Origin of the sequence: Roseiflexus castenholzii DSM 13941 (genome assembly GCF_000017805.1) — a bacterium.
Classification (GTDB): domain Bacteria; phylum Chloroflexota; class Chloroflexia; order Chloroflexales; family Roseiflexaceae; genus Roseiflexus; species Roseiflexus castenholzii.
This window is the reverse complement of record NC_009767.1, coordinates 4,999,438-5,025,852: the sequence shown is the minus strand read 5'-3', so window position 1 is coordinate 5,025,852 and position 26,415 is coordinate 4,999,438. Positions and strand designations below refer to the sequence as shown.

Genomic DNA, 26,415 nt, shown 5'->3' with positions numbered 1-26,415 from the left:
CACGCGCGATTGAATAGACCGACGCCCCGCTTCTGTGCGTGGATGCGTGCGAGTCCGTCGTGTTCGCCAGAATCCGCGCGCACCGTATGCCGGCTTCTGAAACCTTATGCTTGACATCTGCGCCAATCCGGGTATGATTGCATACGGATATGCAAATCATACCGCTGCTGCGGGAAAACCTGCTGAAAAGGCATACAAATATGCTAACGCCCATTGATCATCGATTGTTCGAGAAGGCGATGACCTTTCGTGAAGCGGCTTATCAGGCGATCAAGCAGGCGATTCTGGACGGATCGCTGGAGCCGGGGCAACCATTGGTCGAAGAGCGCCTGGCAGAGATGTTGCAGATCAGTCGCACACCGGTGCGCGAAGCGCTCGCCATTCTCGAGCACGAAGGACTGATCGCGCCAGTTTATCGCCGCGGATTGTTTGTATGCAAACTCACGCGCGATCAGGTGGTCGAACTCTTCACCGCCAACGAAGCGGTTGAACCGTTTCTGGCGCGTCGCGCGGCGCATTATGCCGATCCTGAGCAGATTGCGGCGCTCGATGCTCTGATTCGTGAAGGCGAGGCGTGCGCAGAACGCCACGATATTGCCGGCTTCTTGCGCGCCGGGCGCCTCTTTCACGCTGGCGTCGGGCGCGCCGCCGGGAATCTGATCCTTGCACAGTTCGTCGAGCGCAATGAAGAGCGTGTCGATCTTTTTCTCATGGGGTATCGCAAGGCGGTTGATGTCGAGATGATGCGCACATCCAACCGCGAGCACCGCGCCATCTATCGCGCCATTGTGGCGCGCGATCCCGACGCCGCCGCTCGTCTGGCGATCTATCACCTGCAATCGGTGCGCGAGCGCTTTGCCGCGCTGGTTGGCGATGATGACAGCGATATGATGACGTCCCTTAGTGAACAGACGAAGGAGCAGGTCGAATGACAGCGACGATGACGAACGCAACGCTGGTCGAGCGCGCCCGGCAGGTGATTCCCGGCGGGGTGAATTCCGGCAATCGCGTTCTTCCCTGGCCCATTGCGTTTGTGCGCGCCGAAGGCGCCTATCTGTTCGACGCCGATGACCGCCAGTATCTTGATTATCACGCCGCCTTCGGACCGATCATTCTCGGACACAACCATCCTCAGGTGAATGCCGCTGTTGCCGAAGCGATGAGCCGCATCGACATCATTGGAGCAGGCGTCACAGACCTGGAAGTGGAACTTGCCGACCGCCTCAACCGCCATATTCCCTGCGCCGAGCGCGTCCTGCTGACGAACTCCGGCTCTGAAGCGACGTATGCCGCGCTCCGTCTGGCGCGCGCCGTCACCGGGCGCAACAAGATCATCAAGTTTCAAGGGACCTACCACGGCTGGCACGATGCCGTCTTGATGAATGTCATCAGCCCGCCGGAAAAGATCGGTCAGCATGATCCGCTCTCGCTCGGCATGCTTCCCGATGTGATCCGTCACACGATTGTGTTGCCGTTCAACGATACCGAAGCGGTCGCCGACACGCTGCACCGCCAGGGTGAGGAGATCGCCGCCGTTCTTGTGGAGGTGATCCCGCACAATATCGGGTGTGTGTTGCCACGGCCGGAGTTTCTTCAGGCGCTGCGCGACCTGACGCGCCAGCACGGTGTGATGCTGATCTTCGATGAGGTCATCACCGGTTTTCGCCATGCCCTCGGTGGCTATCAGTCGATTGTCGGAGTGACGCCCGACCTGGCAACGTTTGCCAAGGCGATGGCGAATGGTTTCCCTATTGCTGCGCTTGCGGGTCGCGCAGAACTGATGGATCGTTTTGCGCCCGGCGGCGGGGTGTTCTTTGCCGGAACGTACAATGGGCATAGCATCGGCGTAGCGGCGGCGCTGGCGACGATTGCAGAACTCGAGAGCGGCGAGGTTCATGCACACTGCTTTGCGCTGGCGCAGATCGCCGCAGACGGGTTGATGCAGATTGCTGCCGAACTCGGCATTCCGCTCACGGTCGCGCGCTTCGGGTCGGTGTTCGTTCCCTACTTTATGGAACCCGCTCCGATCGAGAACTATACCGATCTGTTCCGCAACAATACGGCGCGAGACCTCTGGTTCCGCAAAACGATGTGCGAGCACGGTATCTTCATGATCCCGACAGCCCTCAAACGCAATCATGTAAGTGCGGCGCACACTCGTGCCGATATTGATCGCACGCTGGAGATCGCTCGCCAGGTGTTGCGTGCGATGCCGGCGGATCTTGAGCGCAGTGCTCGTTATCCATGAGTCTGTACATTCCATGTTGACATTCGCCGCTTCTCTATGTTAAAGTATGACTCAATTCCCAAATTGTCCAATTTTGTCTGATATATCTCAGGCAATTGTCCTATCCTCTGTTTGATTGTCTGGGATTTATCTGTGACACTGACGCGGTGTGAGAGTTGGCGTGCCCTCCCGACAATCTCACGCCAGGATCCGCTGCTTGAGCACAAAGGAGTTTGGACGAATGAACGACCGATGCTCTGATCAGGGAGAACAAAAGGTGCGTCGAATCGATCGGCGCGCGTTCCTGCGTCTTGTGGCGGCAGGCGGAGGTGCGCTGGCATTGCAGGCTTGCGGTGGCGGCGCTCCACCCGCTGCTGCGCCGACGACCGCCCCCGCTGCACCGACGGTTGCCCCGGCTGCGCCGACGGCTGCTCCTGCCGCGCCGACGGCTGCTCCTGCCGCGCCGACGGCTGCACCCGTTGCATCGAACGCGCGCGGAGGCAAAGTCACCTGGGCGATGCTTGGTGATCCGGTGTCGCTCGAACCATACGGAATCAACATCACGGGCCAGTACAATTACGAAGCGCGCGAGCCGATGTATGACTCGCTGCTCGTGTGGGATCGCGATCTGAAAGTACAGCCATCGCTGGCAGAGTCGTTCGAGACGCCGGACGATACGACCTATATCTTCAATCTGCGTTCGGGCGTGAAATTCCACAACGGCAGGGAACTCACCGCCGAGGATGTCAAATTCTCGCTCGATACCATCATCAATCCGCCTGACGGACGCAACCCCGGTGCAGCATTCTTCGCCAATTTCGACACGATTGAGGTCGTTGACCCATTGACGATTCGCATCAATCTGAAGAAAATCGACCCGACCATTCCTGGGTTGTTCGCCTGGTCGCGCTATACAAACATCTTTCCCACCGACATGCCGTCGCAGATCAATCCCGTGACCCAGGCGATCGGCACCGGTCCCTTCCGATTGGTCAGTTATACGCCCAACGCCGAAATCGTCTATGAGCGCTTCTCCGATCACTGGAACCCCGAACAGCCGAACATCGATCAATTGATCTATCGCGTCATCCCTGAGGAAGATGCCCGCATTGCGGCACTGCGCTCCGGCGATATCGACGGGACGGACGTTACGCCGTTAGGTGCGCGGCGACTCCAGAACGACTCCGACATCACCATTCTGAAAGGTCTCTACTCGCAGCCGAAGGTGCTTCAGTTTACACTGAAGGGCGGGAAACCGTGGGACATCAAAGAAGTGCGCCAGGCGATCAGTCTGACCATCGACCGCCAGGAACTGATCGACAAGGTGATGGAAGGCGAGGCGGAACTGACGGGACCGGTCGTGCCCGGCTATGGCGACTGGCCCCTCAGCCAGGATGAACTGCGCGCCGCGTACCAGGTTGATGTCGAAAAGGCGCGCCAGTTAATGGCGCAAGCCGGTTATGCCGACGGCTTCAAGGTGACGGCGATGACCTTCGCCAACTACTCGAACGATAATGCCATCATTGTACAGGAACAACTGCGCCAGTTGAACATCGACATGCAGATTGAACAGATCGAGTTTGGCACATTCGCGCAGCGCGTCACCAATGGCGAGTTCGAGTGGTGCTTTACGGCGCGCGGCATGCGCGCCGACGTGAGCGGATACCTGAACGACTTCCGTCGTCTGGGCATTGCCGAGAAGAACTGGTTTCCCGCCTGGGAGAACGCTGAGCTTAATGAGGCGTATGATGCAGCAATGGCGACGTTCGATCAGGCAAAACGACGCGAATTGATGCAGAAAGTGCAGCGCATCGTCATTAATGAAGCGCCACACATCTATCTCTACCAGGACTACCGTTTCTCGGCGGTTCGGAAGCGGGTGCAGAATTACTACGTCGCCTTCACGACGTTCCGCCCCGCGCTGCGCGAAATCTTTGTGACCGCGTAAAAGGCTGCAAAGTCGGACAATGAACCGCTATCTGCTGCAACGCCTGGCGCTGGTCATTCCAACGCTGGCAGGAGTGTCACTCATTATTTTCGCCCTGATGCGCCTCTTGCCCGGGGATGTGGTCGATATTCTCTTTGGCGGCGATACGCAGGCCGATCAACGCACGCTCGATCAGATTCGTGAGAATCTGGGTCTCAATCGCCCGCTGGCGGTGCAGTATCTGGAGTGGATCGGCGGGTTTCTGAGCGGCAATTTTGGCGTTTCGATGCGCACGGGCATCCCTGTGGCAGAAAGTATCGCCCAGGGGATGCCGGTCACACTGCAATTGGCGGTGATGGCGATCTTCTTTGCGTGCCTGTTTGCCATTCCGCTGGGGATCATCGCTGCGGTGCGCCGTAACGGGGTCACCGATATGCTGACGCGCATCGTCGGGTTGATCGGTCTTTCTTTCCCCGCTTTCTGGCTGGCAACGATGTTTCTGCTGATCAGTTCGACGATGTTCCGCTGGACGCCGCCGCTGGGCTGGGTATCGCCCTTCGCCGATTTTGGGCGCAACATGCAGATGATGCTGGCGCCGGCGCTCCTGCTGGCGCTCCAACCAATGGCGATCATTATGCGTATGACCCGCGCATCGTTGCTGGAAGTGCTGCGCCAGGATTATATTCGGACAGCCTACGCCAAGGGATTGCGTGATCGCGCAGTTCTGCTGCGCCATGCGCTCCAAAATGCGTTCATTCCGGTCCTGACCGTCATCGGCGTCCAGTTTGGGGTGTTGATGGGAGGTTCGATCATTATCGAGCAGATTTTTTCGCTGCCCGGCATTGCATTTCTGTTGATCAACGGGATTTACAACCGTGATTATCCGGTTGTCCAGAGTACGGTGCTGCTCCTTTCGTTGATCTTCGTTCTTGTCAATCTGGCGGTCGATCTTCTTTACAGCGCCGTCGATCCACGGATCCGTTATGACTAGTCCATCAGCCATTACCGATGCAAGCGCCGGCAGTCTGCCGTTCATGCGGCGCCGCGCGCCGCCGCTGATCGCGGCGCTGCGCCGGAATACGCCCGGTCTTGTGGGATTGATCATTATTACGCTGGTTGTGCTGGCTGCGCTGCTAGCGCCGGTGATCAGTCCGTATAGCCCGACCGCGCAGGTATCGCGGCGCTTGCTCGAACCCGGCGCGCAGTATCTGCTCGGCACCGATGAGTTTGGGCGCGACATCTTTTCGCGCGTGATCTATGGCTCGCGCATTTCGTTGTACGTTGGGGCGGTATCGGTCAGCCTGGCGCTGGTATTTGGCGGCGCGCTGGGGCTGATTGCCGGGTACGCCGGCGGACGCATCGATACCCTGCTCATGCGTCTGATCGATATGCTGTTCGCTATTCCAAGCCTGGTGCTGGCGATTGTCATCGCCGGATTGCTGGGTCCAAGCCTGACGAACGCAATGATTGCGATTGGCATCGTCTATGCGCCAATCTATGCGCGCCTGGTGCGCGGCGAAATGCTGGCAGTTCGCAATTATGCGTATATCGAAGCCGCACACGCGGTTGGAGTTCGTCATATTGGATTGATCACTCGCTATTTTCTGCCGAACATCGCTGCACCGCTGATTGTGCAGACATCGCTGCTCCTTTCCACCGCCATTCTGGCGGAGGCGGCGCTCAGTTTCCTGGGGCTTGGGGCGCAACCGCCCGATCCGTCGTGGGGGGCGATGCTTGGCAGCGGACGTCGCTTTATGGAGTTGACACCCTGGGTCGCAATCGCTCCCGGCATTGCGATTGTGATCACTGTGCTGGGGTTCAATCTGCTGGGTGATGGATTGCGCGACGTCCTCGATCCGAGGTTGCGTGGTAGCACATAAGTGAGTGTAGCAGCGTATCCGTGATCTGGTCAGGAATGTCAGGCGGCAACCTGTCATTCGCCGGGTTCATAGCGGCATCGCCTCGCCAGATGCGGACCTGCGCTTCGACCAGCGGGGCGCTGAACCCATCGAAGTGCAGCATCCGTCGGGCTGATCGCACGAAGGGCGATCACGTGCGCTTTGGGGAGCAATGTCTGGAGTTCCCTGACTGCGTCTGGTAGAGGACTGACTGTTCAGGGTTTCACTGCTGCATTCGTCACCGCCGGGGTGTTATACCAATGACCTGTGACCATCCGGCATGGTCACTCCGAGCAGCGCGAGGGGTCTGGCGCGACCCGCGCAGATTCCTCGCTGCGTTTACCCTGAGCGAAGCGAAGGGCTCGGAATGACACGCATGCGGCATCGTCAATCGTCATTGGTATTACCCAACCGTGTGATGATGAACGAAGCGCGCCAGCAGATCCAGCGTTCAGCGTGCGAGAAGGAAGGTGGGGTGTCTTCAGCAGAACCCTGCTTGTGCGCCGCCGTCTCCCGCCTCTGCCCCCATCCCGGCGCAAGGCGCTCACTTGCAACCCTGTGCGCGGCGCACTGCCTGCTCGACAAACTTCGCGCCGCGTTGTGACTCTGGTACTAGCCGACACTCCTCCTTGCTGTCCGTCGAAAGCGGGACACAAAGCCCTCTTTGATTAAAGAAACGTTAATCCTATACTACCTGCCGTAGGGTGTGCGCCTGACGGTCACACCATCGCCGAAGCGCGGGGATGCCAGGATGCCTCAGCGTTGCGGGGCACACCCGTCAGACCCCAGGCATCACCGGGCGCGCTGTGTGTGAAACAAGGAGAATGTCCCGCATGAATCCGCACTCCGCTCCCGCTGTCTCCGCTGTTGCCCCGATCGGTCATCCGGCGAGTTCCGGCGTCCCCCCCGTTCCTGATGAGCACATCCTGGTCTCGCGGCAGCATCTCGAGCAACTGCAGCGTCACATTCGCCTGGGCTACGAACGCTTCCCGACCCGCCATCTGCGCCAGTCGCTTCTGATCCTTGAGCATATGCTCGCGCGCCGGTAGGGGAGACGTCCGCACAGGTGCAGGTTTTTTCCGCAGGTCCATACATTGTGTCGATTGATGTGTGCATTGGAACGCCCAAATACACCCTTCTTCCGCGTGAGGGAGAAGGGGACGGCTCACAGGTGTAGATTTTTTGGCAAACCCTTGTATTGAATCGCCCGTTTTTGATCATCAGAATGCTGAAAACGACGAACGGGTATAGAACGATAGAAGAACTTGTATTGAATCGCCCGTTTTTGATCATCAGAATGCCTCAACTCCCCCCTCTCCCGCGTTGCTGGAGAGGGGAGATTACAAGAGACCGCTGGTTTATTTGGGATGAGCAGGCTATCGGTTGACGCTCCTGCCACGATGTCCACACCGGGCCTGGAGTAGTTCGCTACAACGGTACGCCTATGACTGTCACCAGATGCTCTGGTACGCGCCCCCGATGCAACAGCACGGGCCGCCGAACGCGCCTTTCCCAACAGCAATTGCTCTACGACCCTGTCCAGGACGCTCGGACCGATTTTTGCCAACCCTGATTTTGCGGACCTGTATGCCCATCGTGGCCGCCTGACCGAAGCGATGTCCCGCCTGGCCCTGGCGTTCGTGTTGCAACACACCGAGCAATTGGACGATGCCGAGGCAGCAGCGGCAGTACGCGCCCGCCTCGGCTGGAAACAGGTCCTCTCCCTGGAGCGCGACGCCCCCGGCTTGATGCCGCCGTCCTGGTCGATGTTCGCACCTTGTTGCTGGCGGCTGGCGCCGAAGAGCGGCTGTTGACGCTGATGCCTGATGCCCTGGTCGAGGCTGGCTTTTGAAGGCTTGTGGCCGCCAGCGTAGTGGCTCCACCCGTGTGCTGTCCAACATCCTTACCCTCACGCTCCTGACCCTGGTGGTCAAAACACTGCGCCACGCCTTAAATGACCTCATTGATGCCGCGCCCGACTGGTTAGCCGCCCGCCTCGACCCGGCCTGGGGCGACCGCTCTGCCGTGCGTGTCGAGGGGGAGCGCTTGCCCGAAGACGCCACGCTGTGCCGGCTCCTCGTAGAGACCGCCGGCCAGGAGGCCCCTGCACGGTTGAACGCCCCCGGTGAGTGCGACGCACCAGCGGAACTGCTGCTGCGCCCTGCCATCCAGACCCTGTGTACGGTCTCGCTTCAGCATATGGTCTGCACGACGTGCGCTGACGCAGCGCCGCAGACCATCGTCCCGCGCCCAACTCCTCACCTCGCCGTATGATGTCGAGGCACGCTTTGCCACCAGGCGTCAGACCGCGTGAATCGGCGACAAGGCGCCGTTGACTGAACCCTGTGACAAAGGCAGCCCGCATCTTTAGGCTCTAATGAACGACAAACGCGAGATCGTGCGATCTCGCGTTTGGCTTTCTGAAGCCCTAAACCCTGGCGCCCCCGAGCCGACTCGAACGGCTGACACGCGGTTTAGGAAACCGCTGCTCTATCCACTGAGCTACGGGGGCATCTTCTACGTTCGATTATACCGGATCGGCAGATTCGTCGCAACCTACGCGGAATCGTCGTAGTGTAACAGCATCGATCACGTTTCGCAATCAGAGCGACTCCCGTGCTGCTGTTCGTATGTGGTACAAATATGATGCCGACTGCGTGTCTGCCATTTGTTTCACCAGCACGTCGCACCAGAGGGAAGATACGCGATGTCACACTATCTCAATATGATCCGGCAACAGCGCCGGCGCTCCACCGGTCTCGAATTCACCGCTCGCACTCTGCTGGCGATCCTGGCGTTCGTGGCGATGGCCGGCTCCGCCGCGTACTGGTGGGGGGTGCAATCGCAACTGACCGGCAACCGCATCGTCGCCGTCGCGTTCACCGCCATCCTGGTGCTCGCGCCGCCAAGCCTCGTCTCGTTCCTTATCCCCTGGTCGCCCGCCGGTATGCTGCTCCAGAAGGTCAATGCGCGCACGTGGGCGTTCCCGGTCATCATCGGCTGCGCGCTCTACCTCCTCTACTACGCCTTTCAGTTGCAGTGGGCGTGGTGGGCGGCGCAACCGGTGGTCGCCGAGACCGATCTGGTCTATCAGCAGGTGCTGATCGGGATGATCGGCTTCATCATCATCCCGGCGCTCTTGTGGACGCCGGTGTCGTCGGACGAACTGGCGGAGCAGGTGCGGCAGGCGCATCTGGTGAAGCGCTATGAGTTGCAGACGCAGGCGGACATTGCGATTCTGCGGGCGACGCTGCTGCGGGCGCAGGAGAAGGCGCTGATCGGGTTCGCCAATCTGACGGTGCAGGAGCGCGAGGAGTTGGCGGCGGTGATGCAGTCGCTGGTGAGCGGGATCGACCGCACGCTGAAGGAGATCGGGCAGACGGTGAAGACCGTCTCCGGCGTGGCGTTGCCATTCGACAGCATGCTCGACGACAACGAGGATATTCGCGATATTCTCGACTATATCGGCGACACGTTGCAAACCAGCGTCCTGGAGGATTCGACACAGGAACACGTGGGAGCGCCGCACCGCAGCAGTGTGCGCGAACGAGAAGAAGCGCCACGCGGTATGCGTGAGCGCCGGCAACGGTAGGAGGACGTGGTGGCAGTGCGCAGTAAACCGCTCAGATCCTCACCGCAGCGTCCAGTGCGGCAGCCGCGACCGCCAGCTGCTGCGCCACGCAAACCGTTTGCGCCATACCCGATTGTCGAGCCGCCAGCGCGCGCGGGTATCGGCGCGCCGGCCGGGATCCTGATGCTCCTCTTCGGGCTGCCGCTGTGGGCGCTTGGCGCGAAATACACCCTCGATGGCGCGGTGATCGGCATCAACATGCTGGCGACATTCCTCGAATTGCCTGCCCGCGTTCCCGCGCCGACCGGTTGGTGGAACCTGTTGCTCATTCCGGTCGGGCTGCTCTTTTCGTATGTTGAGTCGAGTGTGCGTCTGAACCTTTTCGGCGGACCGGCGCAACTCTTCGCGTTACTCGTCCTGCTCATCCTCACTCACGGCATCGACATTTACACCACCTACCTGGGCGTTTCATCGCTCGCGGCGCAGTCCGCCGCCATCGGGCAGTTCCTTAATCTCTTCTGGTGGAGTCCCGCTATTGCGGCAATTGTGTTGACCTACCTGCCCGAACTGCTCATTCGCGGCGGTTGGTCGTTGCTGACGGAATAGCCTGGCACGCCGGGCAGTAGTGCGTTCCCCGTTGCGCAACCACGGTCTTGATAATCGTGGCGCCGCAACGCGGGCATGGTCGTCCCTCGCGGTCGTAGGCGTTGAAATGCTCCTGATTCGTGCCACCCGCGCCATAGGAGTTGCGGTAGTCGCGCAGGGTGCTGCCGCCGTTGGCGAGCGCCTGCCGTAGCGCCGCGCGAATGCCATCGTGGAGTGCGGCAACTTCAGCGGCGCTCAGGTCGGCTGCGGGGCGCAGCGGGTGGATGCGGGCGCGCCAGAGCGCCTCGTCGGCGTAGATGTTTCCGATCCCGGCGATCACTGATTGATCGAGAAGGAGCGGCTTGATTGCGCGTTTGCGGTTACGTAGCAGGGATGCCAGACGCTCGACCGTGAATGCGTCCGACAGCGGCTCATCGCCGTGCGCCGCGTCGAGCGCCGCGAGACCGGCGGAGTCGAGCAGCCGCGCGCGCCCAAACTTGCGCGGGTCGAGGAAGAATATCTGGCGTCCATCTTCGAGGCGCAGCGCCAGATGCGTGTGTTTGTCCGGTTGTGCCTCGGCGGGATGAACCGTCAGACTGCCGGACATGCGCAGATGCAGCGCCAGCGTCCAACCGTCATCGAGAAAGAGCAGAATCCACTTGGCGCGTCGGTCCCATCCGCGCACCTGCCGACCGGTGAGCAGTCTGATGAACTCATCGGGCGATGGGGTTTCCACCATGCGGGTCCAGTCGAGCCGTTCGACGCGCGCAATCCGTGCACCGGCGATCTGTATCCCCAGACTATCGGCGGTGTGTTGAACTTCAGGCAACTCGGGCATCGTGCTGTCGAACGAGACTCTCCTACAACGTTGCCCGGAATTATAGCGCAACTGAACAGCACGGCGTTGCAGGGCGCCGGGCAACAGGTCGCGTCACCGCTCAGGCGTTTGCGCGTTGCGGCGGCGCGCATCAGATCACAGCAACAGACACCATGCTACCATGCTACAATACCGTGTGTTATGAGTCAGCGTTCGCTTTCGATCCCTCAGATTGCCCTGATTGCTCTTGTCGCCAGCGTGGTCCTGTTCATTGCGGGTCAACCGCAATCGCCGATGCTATCGCGCTGGACGCAGGGCAGCCAGACGGTTCCGACGATCGGTGCAGTTGCCGTGCCTGTCGCCGATCCGTCGCTGTTGATCATTGTGGCGAGCGATAGCCTGTATGCAGCCGAACGCGCCCAACTCGATGAAGAGTCGCGCCGCGCCTGCGAGTATGTCGCGGCGCGTTTCGGCGGTTCGCTGGCGGCGCCGCTGACTGTTGCGTTCGTTCAGGACGCCGGATGTTCGCTGAGCGGCATCGCCTTCACCGACATTCGCAAGGTTCAGGTTCACACGTGCAACAGTATTAATCGCGATCGGGCGATTGCCATCCTGGCGCATGAGTATACGCACCAGTTGCAACAGGATCGGTACGGATTGCGCCATCTCAGCGCCGATCTCATGCTGTCAGAAGGGTTGGCGACGTGGGCGGCAGGGAAATACTGGCTTGGCGGTCGTCCCGATTTCCGCAGTTATGTCCAAATGCAGCGCGCCAATGGGATATTCTATCCGCTTGCCACGCCGTATGCCGGGCGCGGTGTTGCGGTGATGAATGCGCTCTATTACCAGTGGGCCAGTTTTGTCGAGTTCCTCATCGATCAGTATGGGCGCGAACGACTCGACGCGCTCTACGTTACCGGCAGCAGCGCGCCGGGTTCGGCGGATTACCAGGCGATCTACGGCAAGGACCTGATAACCCTGGAACAGGAGTGGATTGTGTGGCTGGATGAGGCGCGTTGAATGATGTGCGTTCCGCTTTGAGCGCGGAAAGGGAGGAAGATGGGAAGGTGCGAAGGTTGGTCTTGAAACCCTGACCTCTGAGCCTATGCGCCACAGAAACCAAACAATGCCGGAAACGCCAGACAATCCCGTCAATCGGCGAATGCTGGCAAGGCTGCTCCGCTTCCTCTGGCGCCTGTTCCTGGCGTTCGTCAGAGTGACTCTGGTGAGTGTCATTCTGGCGGTGGCGGCGGCCTTCATCGTGTATCGCCACTACAGCCGCGATCTCCCCGACCCGGCGCAGATCGGGCGCCACCGTTCCTCGGAGACCGGCTACATCTATGCGCGTGATGGGACCGTGCTCTACGAACTGATCGATCCCTTGAGCGGCAGGCGAACCGTTGTTCCGTTCGAACGCATCCCGCGTATTCTGATTGAGGCAACGGTCGCCGTTGAAGACGCCGATTTCTGGGAGAACCCCGGCGTCGATCTGCGCGGTATTCTGCGCGCCCTGATTCTCAACTATCAGGCAGGCGATATCGTCAGTGGCGGTTCGACGATTACCCAGCAGTTGGTGCGGAATGTGCTGCTGTCGCCGGACGAGCGCGATGCTCTCTCTCTGGATCGCAAACTGCGCGAAGCCATTCTGGCAATCGAAGTATCGCGTCGCTACAGCAAAGAGCAGATTCTCGGCATCTACCTCAATGAAGTCTACTACGGCAACCGGGCATACGGCGTTGAGGCGGCGGCGCAGTCCTATTTCGGCAAACATGTGTGGGAATTGTCGCCCGGCGAAGCCACGCTGCTCGCCGGTCTTCCCCAGGCGCCAACGACGCTCAACCCGCTGCTCAATCTGGAAGGCGCGAAGCAACGCCAGCGCGTTACCCTCAATTTGATGGTTAAGTCCGGTTACCTGACCGAATCGCAGGCGCAGGCGATTTTCGACGAACCGCTCCGTTTTGCCTCGACCGAAACCGTCATTGCTGCGCCGCACTTTGTGTTCTACGTGCTGCAACTGCTCGAAGAGCGGTATGGACCGGACACGCTGTATCGGAGCGGGTTGCGCGTCGTGACCACACTCGACCCAATGTGGCAGGCGGAAGCCGAACGCATTGCCCGGCAGTGGATCCGCGCGGGAGGACCGGGATACACGCCGCTGCGCGAGCGTGGCGCTACGAATGCCGGGGTGGTGATGCTCACGCCCGATGCGCAGATTATTGCCATGGTCGGTAGCATCGACTACAACGACCCAACAATCGACGGGCAGGTCAATGTGACCCTCGCGCCGCGCCAGCCGGGTTCTGCGTTGAAGCCGATCGTCTATGCGGCTGCGCTTCAGCGTGGATGGACGCCAGCTACGCTCATATGGGATACGCCGGTTGTCTATCCGGCCGGTGATGGGACCGTCTATGCCCCGCGTAATTACGACAATGCATTCCATGGTCCGCAACGCTTGCGCATGGCGCTGGCAAACTCGCTCAATATTCCCGCAGTCCGCGCGCTGGAATACGTCGGCATCGAGGCGTTTGTATCGCTTGCTCATCGGATGGGCATCACGACGCTGAAAGATCCGGAGCGCTACGGGTTGCCGTTGGCGCTCGGCGCCGGCGAAGTTCGCCTGCTCGATCTGACGGCGGTCTACAATACCTTTCGCAACGGTGGGCGCTATCGTCCGCCGGTCGCCATCCTGAAGGTGACCAATGCGCGCGGTGAAACGCTCGAAATGCCCGGAGACGCTCCTGGTCGCCAGGCGCTCGGTGATCAGGGCGAGCAGATCGCGTACCTGATCACCGACATGCTCAGCGACAACGCAGCACGTCGCTTCATGTTCGGGCGCAATAACGTGATGGAACTCCGTGATGGACGACCGGCAGCGGTAAAGACCGGCACCAGCAACGAATGGCGCGACTCCTGGACCGTCGGCTATACGCCCGACGTCACGGTTGGCGTCTGGGTCGGCAACAACGACAATGCACCGATGCAGGAAGTCGCCGGATCGAATGGCGCCGGCGTCATCTGGCGCGCCATCATGGAACGATACCACGAAGGGCGCCCTATCCTGGCATTCGAGCCGCCAGAGGGTGTTCAAGAAGTGCTAATCTGCGCCGACACCGGCGCGCTTGCCGGCGACCATTGCCCTCGACCGCTCAAAGAGCGATTCGTCGCGGGAACCGAGCCGCGCACCAGCGATGTGACCCTGCTGACCGTTGGCGTGTCCGATGACGGGAGATGCCTGGCAGCATCATACACGCCGCCAGAGCGCGTCCGCCAGGTGACATTCGTCGTGTATCCGCTGGCATTCCGCGCATGGGCGGAGTCGAATGGCATTGCGCAACCGCCACAACAGTACTGTCCGCCGCCAGAAGCCGGTGTTGGACGTGAAGGCGGCAGCATTGCGCAGATCACCCAACCTGCCGCCAATACGATGGTGCGCGATCCGTTGGTGTATGTGCGTGGCGTGGCGCTTGGCATCTATGCGCTTGAAATTGCGCCCGGATGGACTCCTGTCGCAGAATGGCGCACGATTGCGCGTGGTGAAGCGATCCGTGACGGCATTCTGGGCGTCTGGCAGACGGGGGACTATGCAGCGGGAGAATACATGCTGCGGCTGCGGGTGACGACCGCTGAGGGCATCCTGATCGAACAACGGGTGCCGGTGCGGCTCGAACCGGTGGAGTCGCGCACCCCCTGAAGGCGATGGCGATGCGCGCGGGGAGAACGTCGCGCGCACCAGAGAAGGTTTGCGGAAAAGGCGGATATATATTCTTCGTGATCAGGGCGCTGGTGTGCCGGGAATGGAAACAGAGCGCCGGGCAACAGGTGAGAACGGACACTTGCCGGGTCGCTAAACAGACCGACTCTGACCGACGTGGTCCTTCTCATGCCAGACTTCCACACGGTTCTTCCCCGCCTGCTTTGCTCGGAGCAACGCCTGATCCGCCTGTGTAATCAACTGCTCGACGTTCGGTACATCGAACGGTTCGGCAAAGATGGCAACGCCAAAACTGGCAGTCACACTCACATCGCCCTGGTTCGTGGCGACAACCGCCTGCGCCAGTATCAACCGCAACCGTTCGACGCCCCGCACGGCGCCCTCATGGTCGGTCTCCGGTAACAGCGCAATAATCTCCTCGCCGCCATAGCGCGCCAGCAGATCGCCGGAGCGCAGTTCGCGGCGAAACACCGTGCTGACCATTTGCAACACCCGGTCGCCGATCGGATGCCCATAGACATCATTGATCTGTTTGAAATCATCGAGATCGGCAAGGATCACCGCCAGGGGATGCCGATGGCGGCGCGCGCGCTCGAATTCGCGCCGCGCCGCAACAAAGAAGTAGCGTCGGTTGTAGATGCCCATCAATGGATCGGTGATCGCCAGGTGCTGCACCTCGGCAAATAGCCGCGCATTTTTGATGGCAATCGTCGCCTGCTGCGCAAACATGCTGAGCAAGCGGACGTCGTCTTCGGTGAAGATACGCTTGAGATCGCTATCTCCTGCGCTCATCGCGCCGATCAGTTCGGCCCCTGCCAGCAATGGAACTGCCAGCACATTGGCTGTCGATTCCGCTTCGCACTGAAGTGAGCGTTCGCGCCACGAGCGATAGTCGTAGACGACAACCGGGTGACGCTTCAGCGCCGCTTTGCCCATTGCGCCTTCTCCCAATGCCAGCCGCACACCGGTATAGTCATAGTCCATATTGATGCTCAGGTGAACGAGCAAATCATTGTGTTGCGCGTCGTACAGCGCCAGCGCGCCGTGTTTTGCGCGAACGAGCGCAATCATCCGTTCGACAATCGTCGTCAGCACATTATCGAGGTGCAGGTTGCCGGTAATATCCCCCATAATGCTGTAGAGCGCATCGAGTTGCTGAAGGTGTCGCCACAACTGTTCATACAGCCCGGCGCGATCGATGGCAACATTGATATGCTCTGCCAGTTCGGTCATTAATCGCAGGTCGTCGTCGGTCAGCACGACCCCGTGCCGGCTCTCGATGTTGAGCGCGCCGATGACCTTTCCTCTGTCGCGGAGCGGCACACACACTTCGGATACCACACCATCAATGGCGCCGAGAAAATCGGGATCGGCGCTCACATCAGCAACCAGCGTTGGGCGTTCACTCAAAATAGTACGACTGATGATGCCGACGCCGACCGGGATACGTTCGTAGATGAAATGATACCCAACTTGATGTTGCAATACCAGTTCATCATGCGCGCGGAGATAGATGCACACCTGGGTGTATCCGAATGTGCTGGCGAGCGACTCGACGACCGTCCGAAAGATCGAAGGCAGACTGATCTCGCGCGCCAGCGTCGCGCGCACCTCTCCGAGCAGGCGGAGTTCCTGCGCCTGCCGGTGCGCGACAGTGTACAGATCGTGCAGGTGCTGCGTCGTATCCCGCAGTTCCGCTTCTCGGCGAACTCGTTCAGCCAGTTCGGTCTGGGCTTTGGTGTACAATTGTGCATTGTCAATGGCAATCGCAGCCAGGTCAGCGAAGCGCATGAGCAGTGCGGCGATGGAATGGAAATCAACCCCATCCGGCGTATCGTAGGCGACGCCCAGGACCCCGATGACGGCGCCGTTTGATTTGAGCGGCACAGCAATCATCGCACCAAAATCGGTCTCCTCCAGGCGATCGAGGCGCCCTTCCCACATCCGATAGTTCTCCACCATCATCGGTTCGCCAGACTGCCAGACGCGCCCGGAAATCCCCTCGCCCGGTTCGATGACGCTGCCGCGGTTGAGGGCGATCCTGCCGGTGCAAAACCGCATGTCCATCACGTCGGCGTCTGGCCTGCGCAGATAAAGGTAACCATGCGTGGTGTTCGCCAGATGCGCGGCATGCGCTACGATTGCCTCCAGCACATTGTTGAGATCGAGCCGGTTCATGATCGCCAGCGCCGTCTGGTGGAACGCAGTGGCGTCATCTTCGGTGGCACGACGATTGGGAGCAGTGCGTGCTTCCGTCAGGCGGCGTTCCAGTTCGCGGATGCGCGCTTTCAGGGCTTCGTTCTCAGACTGAAGGGCTTCGGCGTCGCTCATGGTGAGAGGTTGTGGGGTTATGAGTTGTGGGTTATTGCGCCACGTGGGCGCCTTACATTTGCTTAATTTTACCAGATGGGCGTGTCCAATGCGTGACCGGATGGCGTCTGTCTCTCCGGCGGCGCACCCCTCTCGTCACCGCTCTACCCTTTCATCTTTCTGATCATTGACAACTTCTTTCTTCATCCGTACCATGCGAATACGCATCAAGAAAAGCCGACGCCTCATCCGTATGCGCTCCGGCGCCTGTGAGAAGACGATCATGAGCGATCCGATCATTCTCTACAATGGTCCCATTTACACCCTCGACCCGGCTCACCCCCGCGCGCAAGCGGTTGCTATACGCAATGGGCGCGTCATTGCCGTCGGCAGTGAGGGCAAGGTGCGCGCTGCCGTCACCGGTCGCGCTGAGGGAATCAATCTCAACGGTCGCGCTCTCATTCCGGCGCTCACCGATGCGCATGTTCACTTGATTGCGCATGCGCTGGCGCGGCGCAACGTCCGGCTCGACGATGCGGCAACCCTTGACGATGCGCTCCAACAGATCGGCGTAGCGGCGGAACGTCTCCCCGCTGGCGCGTGGGTGCAGGGGCGCGGCTGGGATCATTCGCGGTGGGGGCGCTGGCCCACTGCTGCCGACCTCGATGCCGTCATCGGTGATCGACCGGCGTACTTCTCGCGGAAGGACGGGCATTCCGCCTGGGTCAGCAGCGCCGCGCTGCGCCTGGCAGGGATCACTGCCGAGACGCCCGATCCTGTCGGTGGCGCGATCCAGCGTGAGCGCGGCGAACCGACCGGCATTCTGCTGGAAACCGCAATCGACCTGGTGCGACGCCATATTCCTGAACCCGGGCAGGAGGAGCGCCTGGCTGCGGTTCGTGAGGCAATCGAAGAGGCGCACTCGTATGGGATGGTTGGGATGCATCTGCCCACGAGCATGACCCCTGGCGATGGTCGGATGACGCTTGATGACCTGCAAACGCTCCGTGAGCGCGGTCACCTTCAGTTGCGCTGCCTGGTCTATCTTGGTCTCGACGGTCTCGATGCAGCGCTGGCGCTGGGGTTGCACAGCGGGCTTGGCGATCGCTGGATCCGTCTTGGGGGCATCAAGATGTTTGCTGATGGGTCGCTCGGCTCGCAAACCGCAGATATGCTTGCCCCTTATGAGGGGAGCAGCAATCGCGGGATTGCAGTGCTGTCATCTGGGGAGTTGCGCCATGCTGTGCGCCGCGCGATCCACGGCGGTTTAGCGGTGATGGTGCATGCCATCGGCGATGCTGCCAATCGCAAGGTGCTCGACGCCATCGAAGCGGCGCTGCCCGGTGCGCCTCCGTTGTCCATCCCCAACCGCATCGAGCACTGCCAGGTGGTGCATCCGGATGATCTGCCCCGTTTTGCGCGCCTCGGCGTTATTGCCTCGATGCAACCGATCCATTGCACTGCCGATATGGAGGTGGCGGATGTGCTTTGGGGGAAGCGCTGCGCGTATGCATACGCCTGGCGCTCGTTTCTCGATGCTGGCGCAACCCTCGCGTTCGGCTCTGATGCGCCGGTCGAATCGCTCAATCCCTGGCTCAGCGTCCATGCTGCGGTCACCCGCCAGCGACCGGAGGGCACGCCGGATGGCGGTTGGTATTCTGAACAGCGCCTGACAGTCGAAGAGGCGTTGCGTGGTTTTTGCTATGGGTGTGCGGTGGCGGCGGGCGCTGCCGCTGAACAGGGTGTGATTGCGCCTGGCATGCTCGCCGACTTTGCGATACTGTCCGCCGACCCCTTCAAACTCGATCCATCGGCGTTGCACACGATTCGTGCCGAGATGACCATCCTCGAAGGCAAGGTTGTCTGGGAACAGGAACGCCTGTAACGGCATCATCGAAGGATGCGTCTATGAATGCCGATACTTTGCATCAGGCAATCGCGGCGGCGCGTGATGGTCGCCGTGACGATGCGCGTGTTCTGTTGATGCGCACGCTGGAAGTGGACCCGCGCAACGAACGCGCCTGGCTCTGGCTGTCGGGAGTCGTTGATGATCCCAACGATGTGAAAATCTGCCTGGAAAACGTGCTGGCGCTGAACCCGTCCAATGTGCGCGCTCGCCAGGGTCTGGAATGGCTTCACGCCCGGATTGGTCTGCCGTTGCCGCCTTCCCCGTTGCTGGAACGCGGCGGTAACACCGAACGTGAGATCGATGCCGGCGCCTTCGCGCTCACCCGCCTGCGCGCATATCGGGCGACTCTGGCGGACGTCGCGGTGATGCCGGCGCCTGCCCGCCAGAATGTTCAGGCTGCGCCGGCGCCTGCTCGCCAGAGCGTTTCGTCCGTGCCGGCGCCAGGGCGCGCTGCCGTGCAGAGTGGCGCTCGCGCGCCCAATCGGGCAGCGGCAACATCCGCTGCGCGTCTTGCGTCAATCGAAACGGACGACAACACGATCCCCTGCCCCTACTGCGGCGCGCCAACCGTCGAAGCACAGCGCCGCTGCACGCAGTGCAACGAAAGCCTGCTGGTACGGGTGGCTCCGTCGGAAGAACGATCACCAATGGTGTCGGCGCTGGTCTGGCTGTGGCGCGGCGGCGCGATGGCGACAGTGCTGATCGCGCTCGTCTTTCCTGCCCTCGGTTTGCTCCTTTATCAAGAAAATCCGGCGCGCGGCTTTCTCATCGGTATCCTGATACCCGCCGCACTCCTCATTCTAATGGCTCTGATCGGGTTGTCGGCGGCGCAACAACTGGCACAACGCTCCGTCTGGGGGCTGTACCTGGCAACCGGGTTGACCGTTGCCGGGTTGATCGGCGCCCTTGCGCTCGTCGGTCGCCCCGATATAATGCCGGTGATGCTCGAGCGACTGATCGGCGCGACGACCCTTCCGCCGGAGTGGACAACGCGGTTGCTATCCGGCGCCAGAATCGTCGCAATCAGCGCGATTGTTGCGCATATTGCCGCTCTCGCGCTGACTATCGCCGGGTATCATCATATTGTCGGCAGACTCGAACGTTTCCGCCATATCGTGAAGCCCTCTGACCACGTGACGCACTATAACAATGGTGTTGCGCTCAAGAACCGTGGGATGTGGTATGCTGCGGCGCTCGAATGGGAATGGGCAGTCAAAAAAGCGCCCTACGACGTGACCTGTCTGCGTGCTCTGGGGCTGGCGTATGCGCGGTTGAAACAGTTCGACAAGGCGCGGACCATGCTCGATCGGGCGATGCAGACGGCGCCTCACCAACCCGGTCTGGCGGACGATCGCGCGCTGGTCGAACGTCTGGCATCTCAGAAAGAACGGTGAATGAAGATAAAGGACGTCCATGCCTGGAAATACCTTTGGACAGGTTTTTCGGTTGACTACCTGGGGGGAGTCGCACGGACCGGCAGTGGGGTGCGTGGTGGATGGATGCCCCGCAGGTCTCGACATCTCGGAAGACTATATTCAGCATGAACTGAATCGCCGACGGGTCGGGCAGAGCCGGGTGACATCGGCGCGTCAAGAATCCGACCAGGTGCAGATTCTGTCTGGCGTCTTCGAGGGCCGCGCGACCGGCGCGCCCATCAGTATGCTGGTGTTCAACACCGATGCGAAGCCGGGGCACTACGAAAATATCAAAGACCTCTACCGCCCCGGTCATGCCGATTACACCTGGGATGTCAAATATGGCTTCCGCGACTGGCGTGGTGGCGGGCGTAGCAGCGCGCGCGAGACGATAGGGCGCGTTGCCGGCGGCGCAGTTGCGAAACGCCTCCTGGCGCAGCACGGCGTATCGATTATTGCCTGGACGGCACAACTCGGCGATCTGAAGGCCGAGGTGATCGACGAGAGCGAAATCGAGCGTAATATCATGCGCTGCCCGGATGCGCGCGTCGCAGCGCTGATGGTCGAGCGGGTCGAACAGGCGCGCCGCAGCCTTGACTCGCTCGGTGGTATCGTCGAAGTGCGAGCGCGCGGCGTTCCCCCCGGTCTCGGCGAACCGGTCTTCGACAAACTTCAGGCGGATATTGGCAAGGCAATGTTCAGCATCCCGGCAATTAAGGGCGTTGAGTTCGGCGAAGGGTTCGGTGTAGCGCATATGACCGGCTCTGTCCACAATGATCCTTTCGAGCGTCGCGCCGATGGCACAATTGGAACATCGTCCAACCACCACGGTGGCATTCTCGGCGGGATCAGCACCGGTGAAGAAATTGTGCTGCGCATTGCTGCCAAGCCTCCCGCTTCGATTGCTCGACTGCAACGCACCGTTGACCGTGAGGGAAATCCGACGGAGATCGAAATCCACGGGCGCCACGACCCAACGGTGCTCCCGCGGTTGGTTCCAATCGCCGAGGCGATGCTGGCGTTGGTGCTCGCCGATCATCTGCTGCGTCAGCGCCTGGCACGGATGGAGAGATGACGAAGAGACGGATGATAGCGTATGATTGAGCATCCTGTCCGCGAAGGCGACTTGCTCTGGTCGCCGTCCTCGGAAATGGTGCGCGCCAGTGTTATGCAACGGTATATCGACTGGCTGGCGCATACGCGCGATCTGAGGTTCGATGATTACCACACCCTCTGGCAGTGGTCGATCACCGATCTGTCGGCGTTCTGGCAATCGATCTGGGACTTCTTCGACGTGCAGGCGACCACGTCGCCGCAGGCAGTGCTGGCCGACGCCAGCATGCCCGGCGCGGTCTGGTTCCCCGGCGCTACCCTCAATTATGCAGCACATGCCTTCCGCTATGCCGATGCAGAACGCGCCGCGATTATCTTCCAATCCGAAGGCGGATCACTCCAGACAATGACCTGGGCAGATGTGCAGCGTCAGGTTGGGGCGGTCGCTGCCGGTCTTCGGGCGCTTGGCGTTCGCCGGGGAGATCGGGTGGCGGCAGTGTTGCCCAATGCGCCGCAGGCGGTTATCGCCTTCCTTGCCTGCGCTTCGCTTGGCGCCATCTGGTCGAGTTGTTCGCCCGATATGGGAGTTGCCAGCGTTGCCGACCGTTTCCGCCAGATCGAGCCGCGTGTGCTGATCGCCGTCGATGGTTACCGCTATGGCGGGCGTGCTTTCGACCGCCGCGCAGCGCTTACCGAACTGCGCGCTGCGCTTCCCGGCGTCGAGCGTGTGGTGCTGGTCCCATATCTTGATCCCGGTGCTCAGGAGGCGGATGCGATTCTGTGGGACGAACTGCTGAACTATGATGCTCCGCTTCAGTTCGAAGCGGTTCCTTTCGATCATCCGCTCTGGATTCTCTATTCATCCGGCACGACCGGTCTGCCGAAGCCGATTGTTCAGGGGCATGGCGGCATCCTGCTCGAACATCTGAAATCGCTCGCATTGCACCTCGATCTTCGTCCGCAGGACCGCTTCTTCTGGTTCACTACCACCGGCTGGATGATGTGGAACTTCCTGGTCAGCGGTCTGCTGATGGGTAGCACCCTTCTGCTGTACGACGGCAGTCCTGCCTGGCCCGATATGAATGCGCTCTGGCGATTCGCCGCCGATACCGGCATGACCCTGTTCGGCACGAGCGCTGCCTACCTGACCGCATGCCGCAAAGCCGGGATTACGCCTGGCGAATCGTTCGACTTGACCCGTCTGCGTGCTATGGGCTCGACCGGTTCCCCACTGCCGGTTGAAGGGTTTCACTGGGTCTATCAGCGCGTCAAACGCGATCTCTGGCTCGTTTCGCTTAGCGGCGGCACCGACGTCTGTACGGCATTCGTCGGCGGTTGCCCGTTGCTGCCGGTGACTGCCGGCGAAATCCAGTGCCGCTGTCTGGGGGCGCGCGTCGAGGTCTTCGACGAACAGGGGCGTTCCATCGTTGGCGATGTCGGTGAACTGGTCATCACTGCGCCGCTTCCTTCCATGCCGCTCTTTTTCTGGGGAGATGCCGATGGATCACGCTACCGCAGCAGTTACTTCGAGGTCTATCCCGGCGTCTGGCGTCACGGCGATTGGGTCAAACTCACGGAACGAGGCACACTGGTCATCTACGGGCGCTCCGATTCGACGATCAACCGCCATGGCGTGCGCATGGGGACGAGCGAAATGTACCGCGCTGTCGAAGGGGTCGCCGAGGTGCGCGACAGTCTGGTGATCGATCTGGAGCATCCCGATGGGACCGCCCGCATGTATCTGTTCGTTGTCCTCGAATCCGGCGTCGCCCTGGACGATACCCTGAAAGAGCGGATTCGCACCCATATTCGCAACGTCCTTTCGCCGCGCCACGTCCCCGATGACATCATCGCCATTCCCGATGTGCCACGCACGCTGAACGGCAAAAAACTGGAAGTGCCGATCAAAAAAATCCTGCGTGGCGTCCCGCCCGAAAAAGCTGCCAACCGCGACGCTATGGCAAACCCGGAGACGCTTGACGCATTTGTGGAACTTGCTGCACACCTTCAGAGGTAGCGTGTGGTCATTGGGCTGATCGGTATGGCGGGCATTGGCAAGTCGCGCTGGGCGGCGCGATTGACCGACGTCGGATTTCGCGCGCTGCACTGCGATGACCTGATTGCAGAGCGGTTACGAACCATCTACGCTGCTGATACCGTCACGGTCTACGACATCGGGCGCTGGATGGGATTTCCCTACGAAGCGCACTATGCCGAACGAGAACGTATCTATCGTGCATGTGAACATGCCGTCATGGAGGAGATTGTGGAACGAATTGCCGGAGAAAAGAATGTCGTCATCGACACGACCGGCAGTATTGTCTACCTCGACGCCGCGCTCCTGGAGCGCCTCAAACGCTGCACGACGATGGTCTACCTGGCGGACGACGCCGATCTGCGGGTACGATTGCTGAAAGAATACCTGGCGCGACCACGCCCGATTGTCTGGAACGGCATGTACCGTCCGCGCCCCGGCGAAACTCCCGAAGCGACCATGGCGCGCTGCTACCCGCAACTGGTACGCAGCCGCGCTGCGCTCTACAGAAAGATCGCCGATCTAATGATCGAACCGCAACGTCATCGCAACCCGGCATTCACCGTTGCCGATGTGCTGGGGATGATCGATGTGAGGAGGAAGGCGGCGTCATAGCGACGTTGCACTGCTGCCGTGGGTCAATTCACCGCCGAAGACATCTGCACCGTGTTGAGCGACGCGAGTACGCCGCTGACCGTATTCTTCAGCTCCGCCAATTCTACCGGCTTGGCAAGATAGTAGCGCACACCCAACCGCTTCATCTGCGTGCGAAGGCGCGGCGTATCGTATGCGGTCAGCACCACGACCGGAATGTGAGGGCGTTCGTCGTGCAGCGCCTTGATCAACGCGGCTGCCGCGCGACTTGGGGGGCTTGGATCAACAATCACCAGATCGACTGCCTCGCGCATACAGCGCAGCCAGGCCGCCCCCGGCGATGGCGCCAGCGCGACTTCGACATCCTTGCCGAGCAGTCGTTGCAGTCCCTGCTGCGTCACCATCGCGGCAACCGGATCGTTGTCGACAACCAGAATGTGCTGCAAGTTCGACACGATACCTTTCCAGACACGTTTCGACTGACCGTCAGAGGGGAGATCCGTCTACAACGCATCATCTGCGCGCTATAGGCGGCTGCTCCGTTGCCACTATAGCAAAAAGCGGCAGTATCAAGGAGAGTGAGGTAACAACTTCGCGTTGTAATCACACAACATCAATATGATACGATACTAGAGTTTCTTTGTGATGCTGGTTGCAATGTTACAACGTTCGGTTGAGAAGGGACAACTGAAGCAAGAGGCGCGCGGCACGCGGCAAGAGGGGTTGCAGGTGGGAAAGTGGCAGGTTGCGGGTTGGTGGCAAGACGTCGAGCGCCTTCGCGTCCTTTGTGGGTCGTCGGCTGCGTTCACCCTGGCAATGACACGCGATCGGCGGGTCGTTCAGATTGCAGCGATCAACCCCTAATCCGTGACGCCTTCTTCCTTTTCCCCGCGATCCACCGGAAGCAGGACCGTGAAGGTGCTTCCGGCGCCGGGTTCGCTTTCGACCTGAATATGACCACCGTGCTGCGTCACAATATGGGCGCTGATCGCTAACCCAAGGCCGGTGCCTTGCGGCTTTGTCGTATAAAATGGCTCGAAGAGGTGCGGCATGTGCTCCGGGTTGATCCCCGTACCCGAATCGCGGATTGAGATAACGACATACTGCGCGTCAGCATCATTCTCGCAAGAGAGTTCGGTGGTAATGTGCAACTGCCCGCCGTGCGGCATGGCGTCGCATGCGTTGAGCATCAGATTAAGAAACACCTGGCGCAACTGATCAGGATGCGCAATCAGGCGCGGCAGGTTGGGACAGAAGTCGACCGTCACCGTCACCTGCCCGTGCCGCAGGTGGGTCTGCACCAGTTCGATCGTTTCCGCCAGCAGGTCGTTGATCTCCGTTGGCTCCAATTCATCGCGCGCCGGACGATAGAAATCGCGCATGCGGGTAATAATGCGGGCGATGCGACCAAGTTCGTTTTGGGCAATTGTAAGGAAATGGCGCTGAGGCGTATCGGGCGGAATATCCTGTTCCACCAGGTACAGACTGTTGCGCGCCGCGTAGAGCGGATTGTTGATCTCGTGCGCCACCGATGCCGCCAGTTCGCCGACGGCAGCCAGTTTTGCGCTTTGCAACAGTTGCGCCTGCGCCGCATTGAGCCGCGCCTGCGCCTCGGCATGGAGTGACTGCGTCTGATCGAGGTCCTGCTGGAGCGCCGCTGCGCGTGCGCGCTGACGATGTTCCGCAATGGCAACGGCCGTCAGGTCTGCCAGCGCCTGAATGAAGGGAATATCACGCGGATGGGTCAGGTGTGGATTTTGATTGCCATACAGCACGAGCGCGCCCAGTCGCGTATCTTCGATGCGCAACGGCGCCATCAGAGCGCTGCCAGGGGGCCAGAATCCCAGAACTTTTTTCTTCTGAGCCAGCTGCGCTTCACTCAACTCACTCAGTGTTGCTTCAAGTTCTGGACCGGCGAGTAACATCGCACGTGGCGAAAGGAAGGCGCGCCCTGCCAGACTCTGACCGGGTCGCAAGGAGAGTCCCGTCGTCTTACCGCTGCTGCTCGCAACAAGCCGCAGGCGTAAACCTGACTGATCGGCAAGAAACAGGAGTGCGCCGTGCGCGCCGGGGAACAGTTGCACTGCTTCGCGCACCACCAATTGCAGGATAGTATCGATCTCGTGCGTGATAAGCAATGCGGCGCTGATCGTGAGAATGGCATTCAGGCGCTCATTTGCCAGGTTCGCGCGCTGTACGGATACTGCCATCTGCGCCTCGAGTTCGGCAATTCGCGCATATGCTGCCGTCAATTCAGCTCGCAGATGCGCAATATCGTCCGGTTGACCATTGACAGAACGCCTGGTGTGCCGTGTCGGAGAGACAGACTTTTGTTTCATTGACCTTATTCGCGCACATTACT

Annotated in this window: 22 protein-coding genes and 1 tRNA gene; 18 read left to right on the top strand and 5 right to left on the bottom strand. The window is 60.6% G+C overall.

The genetic code is table 11. The features are described from left to right. Positions 1-200: 200 nt before the first annotated feature. The 8 genes from RCAS_RS19950 to RCAS_RS19920 all read left to right on the top strand — a co-directional run bounded on the left by RCAS_RS19950 (position 201) and on the right by RCAS_RS19920 (position 8,326). On the top strand, positions 201-932 hold the full coding sequence (locus tag RCAS_RS19950) for a GntR family transcriptional regulator (protein ID WP_157042715.1): 732 nt from the start codon (positions 201-203) through the stop codon (positions 930-932). After that, positions 929-2,248, top strand: a complete 1,320-nt coding sequence (locus RCAS_RS19945; RefSeq protein WP_012122303.1) for an aspartate aminotransferase family protein — start codon at positions 929-931, stop codon at positions 2,246-2,248. Before RCAS_RS19950 ends, RCAS_RS19945 begins: the two co-directional genes overlap by 4 nt. A 220-nt stretch (positions 2,249-2,468) precedes the next feature. Beyond that, on the top strand, positions 2,469-4,175 hold the full coding sequence (locus tag RCAS_RS19940; protein ID WP_012122302.1) for an ABC transporter substrate-binding protein: 1,707 nt from the start codon (positions 2,469-2,471) through the stop codon (positions 4,173-4,175). 19 nt (positions 4,176-4,194) lie between these two features. Next, a complete protein-coding gene (locus tag RCAS_RS19935; RefSeq protein ID WP_012122301.1) occupies positions 4,195-5,145 on the top strand; it encodes an ABC transporter permease in 951 nt (316 codons plus the stop codon). Further along, positions 5,138-6,034, top strand: a complete 897-nt coding sequence (locus RCAS_RS19930; protein ID WP_012122300.1) for an ABC transporter permease — start codon at positions 5,138-5,140, stop codon at positions 6,032-6,034. The genes RCAS_RS19935 and RCAS_RS19930 overlap by 8 nt, the downstream gene beginning before the upstream one ends. Positions 6,035-6,885: 851 nt before the next feature. Then, positions 6,886-7,101, top strand: a complete 216-nt coding sequence (locus RCAS_RS19925; RefSeq protein ID WP_041331177.1) for a hypothetical protein — start codon at positions 6,886-6,888, stop codon at positions 7,099-7,101. A 567-nt stretch (positions 7,102-7,668) separates the two neighbouring features. Beyond that, positions 7,669-7,866: a hypothetical protein gene (locus RCAS_RS25725; RefSeq protein WP_198135964.1), complete on the top strand. Its 198-nt coding sequence runs from the start codon at positions 7,669-7,671 to the stop codon at positions 7,864-7,866. Positions 7,867-7,939: 73 nt separating this feature from the next. Beyond that, a complete protein-coding gene (locus tag RCAS_RS19920) occupies positions 7,940-8,326 on the top strand; it encodes a hypothetical protein (protein ID WP_041331175.1) in 387 nt (128 codons plus the stop codon). A gap of 162 nt (positions 8,327-8,488) precedes the next feature. On the opposite strand, the gene RCAS_RS19915 is transcribed toward RCAS_RS19920, so the two are convergent. Next, a tRNA-Arg gene (locus RCAS_RS19915) sits at positions 8,489-8,564 on the bottom strand. A 195-nt stretch (positions 8,565-8,759) separates the two neighbouring features. On the opposite strand from RCAS_RS19915, the gene RCAS_RS19910 reads away from it, so the two are divergent. Beyond that, on the top strand, positions 8,760-9,644 hold the full coding sequence (locus tag RCAS_RS19910; protein WP_012122299.1) for a hypothetical protein: 885 nt from the start codon (positions 8,760-8,762) through the stop codon (positions 9,642-9,644). A gap of 9 nt (positions 9,645-9,653) precedes the next feature. Beyond that, positions 9,654-10,229, top strand: coding sequence for a hypothetical protein (locus RCAS_RS19905; RefSeq protein ID WP_012122298.1), 576 nt, complete (start codon positions 9,654-9,656; stop codon positions 10,227-10,229). Here RCAS_RS19905 and mutM read toward each other — a convergent pair. Then, positions 10,195-11,046 carry a bifunctional DNA-formamidopyrimidine glycosylase/DNA-(apurinic or apyrimidinic site) lyase gene (mutM, locus tag RCAS_RS19900; RefSeq protein WP_012122297.1) on the bottom strand — a complete coding sequence of 284 codons (852 nt, stop codon included), beginning with the start codon at positions 11,044-11,046 and terminating at the stop codon, positions 10,195-10,197. The genes RCAS_RS19905 and mutM overlap by 35 nt on opposite strands. Positions 11,047-11,226: 180 nt before the next feature. On the opposite strand from mutM, the gene RCAS_RS19895 reads away from it, so the two are divergent. Both RCAS_RS19895 and RCAS_RS19890 read left to right on the top strand, forming a co-directional pair. Then, entirely contained in the window at positions 11,227-12,045 is an 819-nt protein-coding gene (locus RCAS_RS19895) for a gluzincin family metallopeptidase (protein WP_012122296.1), read from the top strand. Positions 12,046-12,151: 106 nt separating this feature from the next. Then, complete coding sequence (locus RCAS_RS19890; protein WP_157042714.1) at positions 12,152-14,716, top strand: transglycosylase domain-containing protein; 2,565 nt, start codon at positions 12,152-12,154, stop codon at positions 14,714-14,716. A 153-nt stretch (positions 14,717-14,869) separates the two neighbouring features. Here the strand turns inward: RCAS_RS19890 and RCAS_RS23495 are convergent, their stop codons facing one another. After that, a complete protein-coding gene (locus tag RCAS_RS23495; RefSeq protein ID WP_012122294.1) occupies positions 14,870-17,068 on the bottom strand; it encodes a GAF domain-containing protein in 2,199 nt (732 codons plus the stop codon). Positions 17,069-17,330: 262 nt separating this feature from the next. On the opposite strand from RCAS_RS23495, the gene RCAS_RS19880 reads away from it, so the two are divergent. From RCAS_RS19880 to RCAS_RS19860, 5 genes are read left to right on the top strand one after another with little or no spacing between them, the layout of a single operon-like run. Then, positions 17,331-18,932 (top strand): amidohydrolase, encoded by a 1,602-nt coding sequence (locus RCAS_RS19880; protein ID WP_041331173.1) that lies wholly within the window; start codon positions 17,331-17,333, stop codon positions 18,930-18,932. A gap of 23 nt (positions 18,933-18,955) precedes the next feature. After that, complete coding sequence (locus RCAS_RS19875; RefSeq protein WP_012122292.1) at positions 18,956-20,350, top strand: B-box zinc finger protein; 1,395 nt, start codon at positions 18,956-18,958, stop codon at positions 20,348-20,350. A gap of 19 nt (positions 20,351-20,369) precedes the next feature. Then, the gene (gene aroC / locus RCAS_RS19870) at positions 20,370-21,446 is read left to right on the top strand and encodes a chorismate synthase (protein WP_012122291.1); all 1,077 of its coding nucleotides are present in this window, start codon (positions 20,370-20,372) and stop codon (positions 21,444-21,446) included. A 21-nt stretch (positions 21,447-21,467) separates the two neighbouring features. Further along, positions 21,468-23,441 carry an acetoacetate--CoA ligase gene (locus RCAS_RS19865; protein ID WP_012122290.1) on the top strand — a complete coding sequence of 658 codons (1,974 nt, stop codon included), beginning with the start codon at positions 21,468-21,470 and terminating at the stop codon, positions 23,439-23,441. Positions 23,442-23,444: 3 nt separating this feature from the next. Beyond that, a complete protein-coding gene (locus RCAS_RS19860; RefSeq protein WP_012122289.1) occupies positions 23,445-24,074 on the top strand; it encodes a shikimate kinase in 630 nt (209 codons plus the stop codon). Between the two features lie 23 nt (positions 24,075-24,097). Here the strand turns inward: RCAS_RS19860 and RCAS_RS19855 are convergent, their stop codons facing one another. After that, complete coding sequence (locus tag RCAS_RS19855; protein WP_232280075.1) at positions 24,098-24,508, bottom strand: response regulator; 411 nt, start codon at positions 24,506-24,508, stop codon at positions 24,098-24,100. A gap of 202 nt (positions 24,509-24,710) precedes the next feature. Between RCAS_RS19855 and RCAS_RS19850 the strand changes: the two genes are divergently transcribed. Next, positions 24,711-24,917, top strand: coding sequence for a hypothetical protein (locus RCAS_RS19850; protein WP_157042713.1), 207 nt, complete (start codon positions 24,711-24,713; stop codon positions 24,915-24,917). Here RCAS_RS19850 and RCAS_RS19845 read toward each other — a convergent pair. After that, a complete protein-coding gene (locus RCAS_RS19845; RefSeq protein WP_012122287.1) occupies positions 24,914-26,392 on the bottom strand; it encodes a sensor histidine kinase in 1,479 nt (492 codons plus the stop codon). The two genes, RCAS_RS19850 and RCAS_RS19845, sit on opposite strands and share 4 nt — an antisense overlap. Between the last annotated feature and the right edge of the window lie 23 nt (positions 26,393-26,415).

Coding starts and splice junctions, on each gene's coding strand:
- RCAS_RS19935 (WP_012122301.1), top strand. CDS start 4,195: ATGAACCGCTATCTGCTGCAACGCCTGGCGCTGGTCATTCCAACGCTG.
- RCAS_RS19895 (WP_012122296.1), top strand. CDS start 11,227: ATGAGTCAGCGTTCGCTTTCGATCCCTCAGATTGCCCTGATTGCTCTT.
- RCAS_RS19930 (WP_012122300.1), top strand. CDS start 5,138: ATGACTAGTCCATCAGCCATTACCGATGCAAGCGCCGGCAGTCTGCCG.
- RCAS_RS19875 (WP_012122292.1), top strand. CDS start 18,956: ATGAATGCCGATACTTTGCATCAGGCAATCGCGGCGGCGCGTGATGGT.
- RCAS_RS23495 (WP_012122294.1), bottom strand. CDS start 17,068: ATGAGCGACGCCGAAGCCCTTCAGTCTGAGAACGAAGCCCTGAAAGCG.
- RCAS_RS19880 (WP_041331173.1), top strand. CDS start 17,331: ATGAGCGATCCGATCATTCTCTACAATGGTCCCATTTACACCCTCGAC.
- RCAS_RS19910 (WP_012122299.1), top strand. CDS start 8,760: ATGTCACACTATCTCAATATGATCCGGCAACAGCGCCGGCGCTCCACC.
- RCAS_RS19950 (WP_157042715.1), top strand. CDS start 201: ATGCTAACGCCCATTGATCATCGATTGTTCGAGAAGGCGATGACCTTT.
- RCAS_RS19845 (WP_012122287.1), bottom strand. CDS start 26,392: ATGAAACAAAAGTCTGTCTCTCCGACACGGCACACCAGGCGTTCTGTC.
- RCAS_RS19865 (WP_012122290.1), top strand. CDS start 21,468: ATGATTGAGCATCCTGTCCGCGAAGGCGACTTGCTCTGGTCGCCGTCC.
- RCAS_RS19890 (WP_157042714.1), top strand. CDS start 12,152: ATGCCGGAAACGCCAGACAATCCCGTCAATCGGCGAATGCTGGCAAGG.
- RCAS_RS19940 (WP_012122302.1), top strand. CDS start 2,469: ATGAACGACCGATGCTCTGATCAGGGAGAACAAAAGGTGCGTCGAATC.
- RCAS_RS19945 (WP_012122303.1), top strand. CDS start 929: ATGACAGCGACGATGACGAACGCAACGCTGGTCGAGCGCGCCCGGCAG.
- mutM (WP_012122297.1), bottom strand. CDS start 11,046: ATGCCCGAGTTGCCTGAAGTTCAACACACCGCCGATAGTCTGGGGATA.
- RCAS_RS19850 (WP_157042713.1), top strand. CDS start 24,711: ATGTTACAACGTTCGGTTGAGAAGGGACAACTGAAGCAAGAGGCGCGC.
- RCAS_RS25725 (WP_198135964.1), top strand. CDS start 7,669: ATGTCCCGCCTGGCCCTGGCGTTCGTGTTGCAACACACCGAGCAATTG.
- RCAS_RS19925 (WP_041331177.1), top strand. CDS start 6,886: ATGAATCCGCACTCCGCTCCCGCTGTCTCCGCTGTTGCCCCGATCGGT.
- aroC (WP_012122291.1), top strand. CDS start 20,370: ATGCCTGGAAATACCTTTGGACAGGTTTTTCGGTTGACTACCTGGGGG.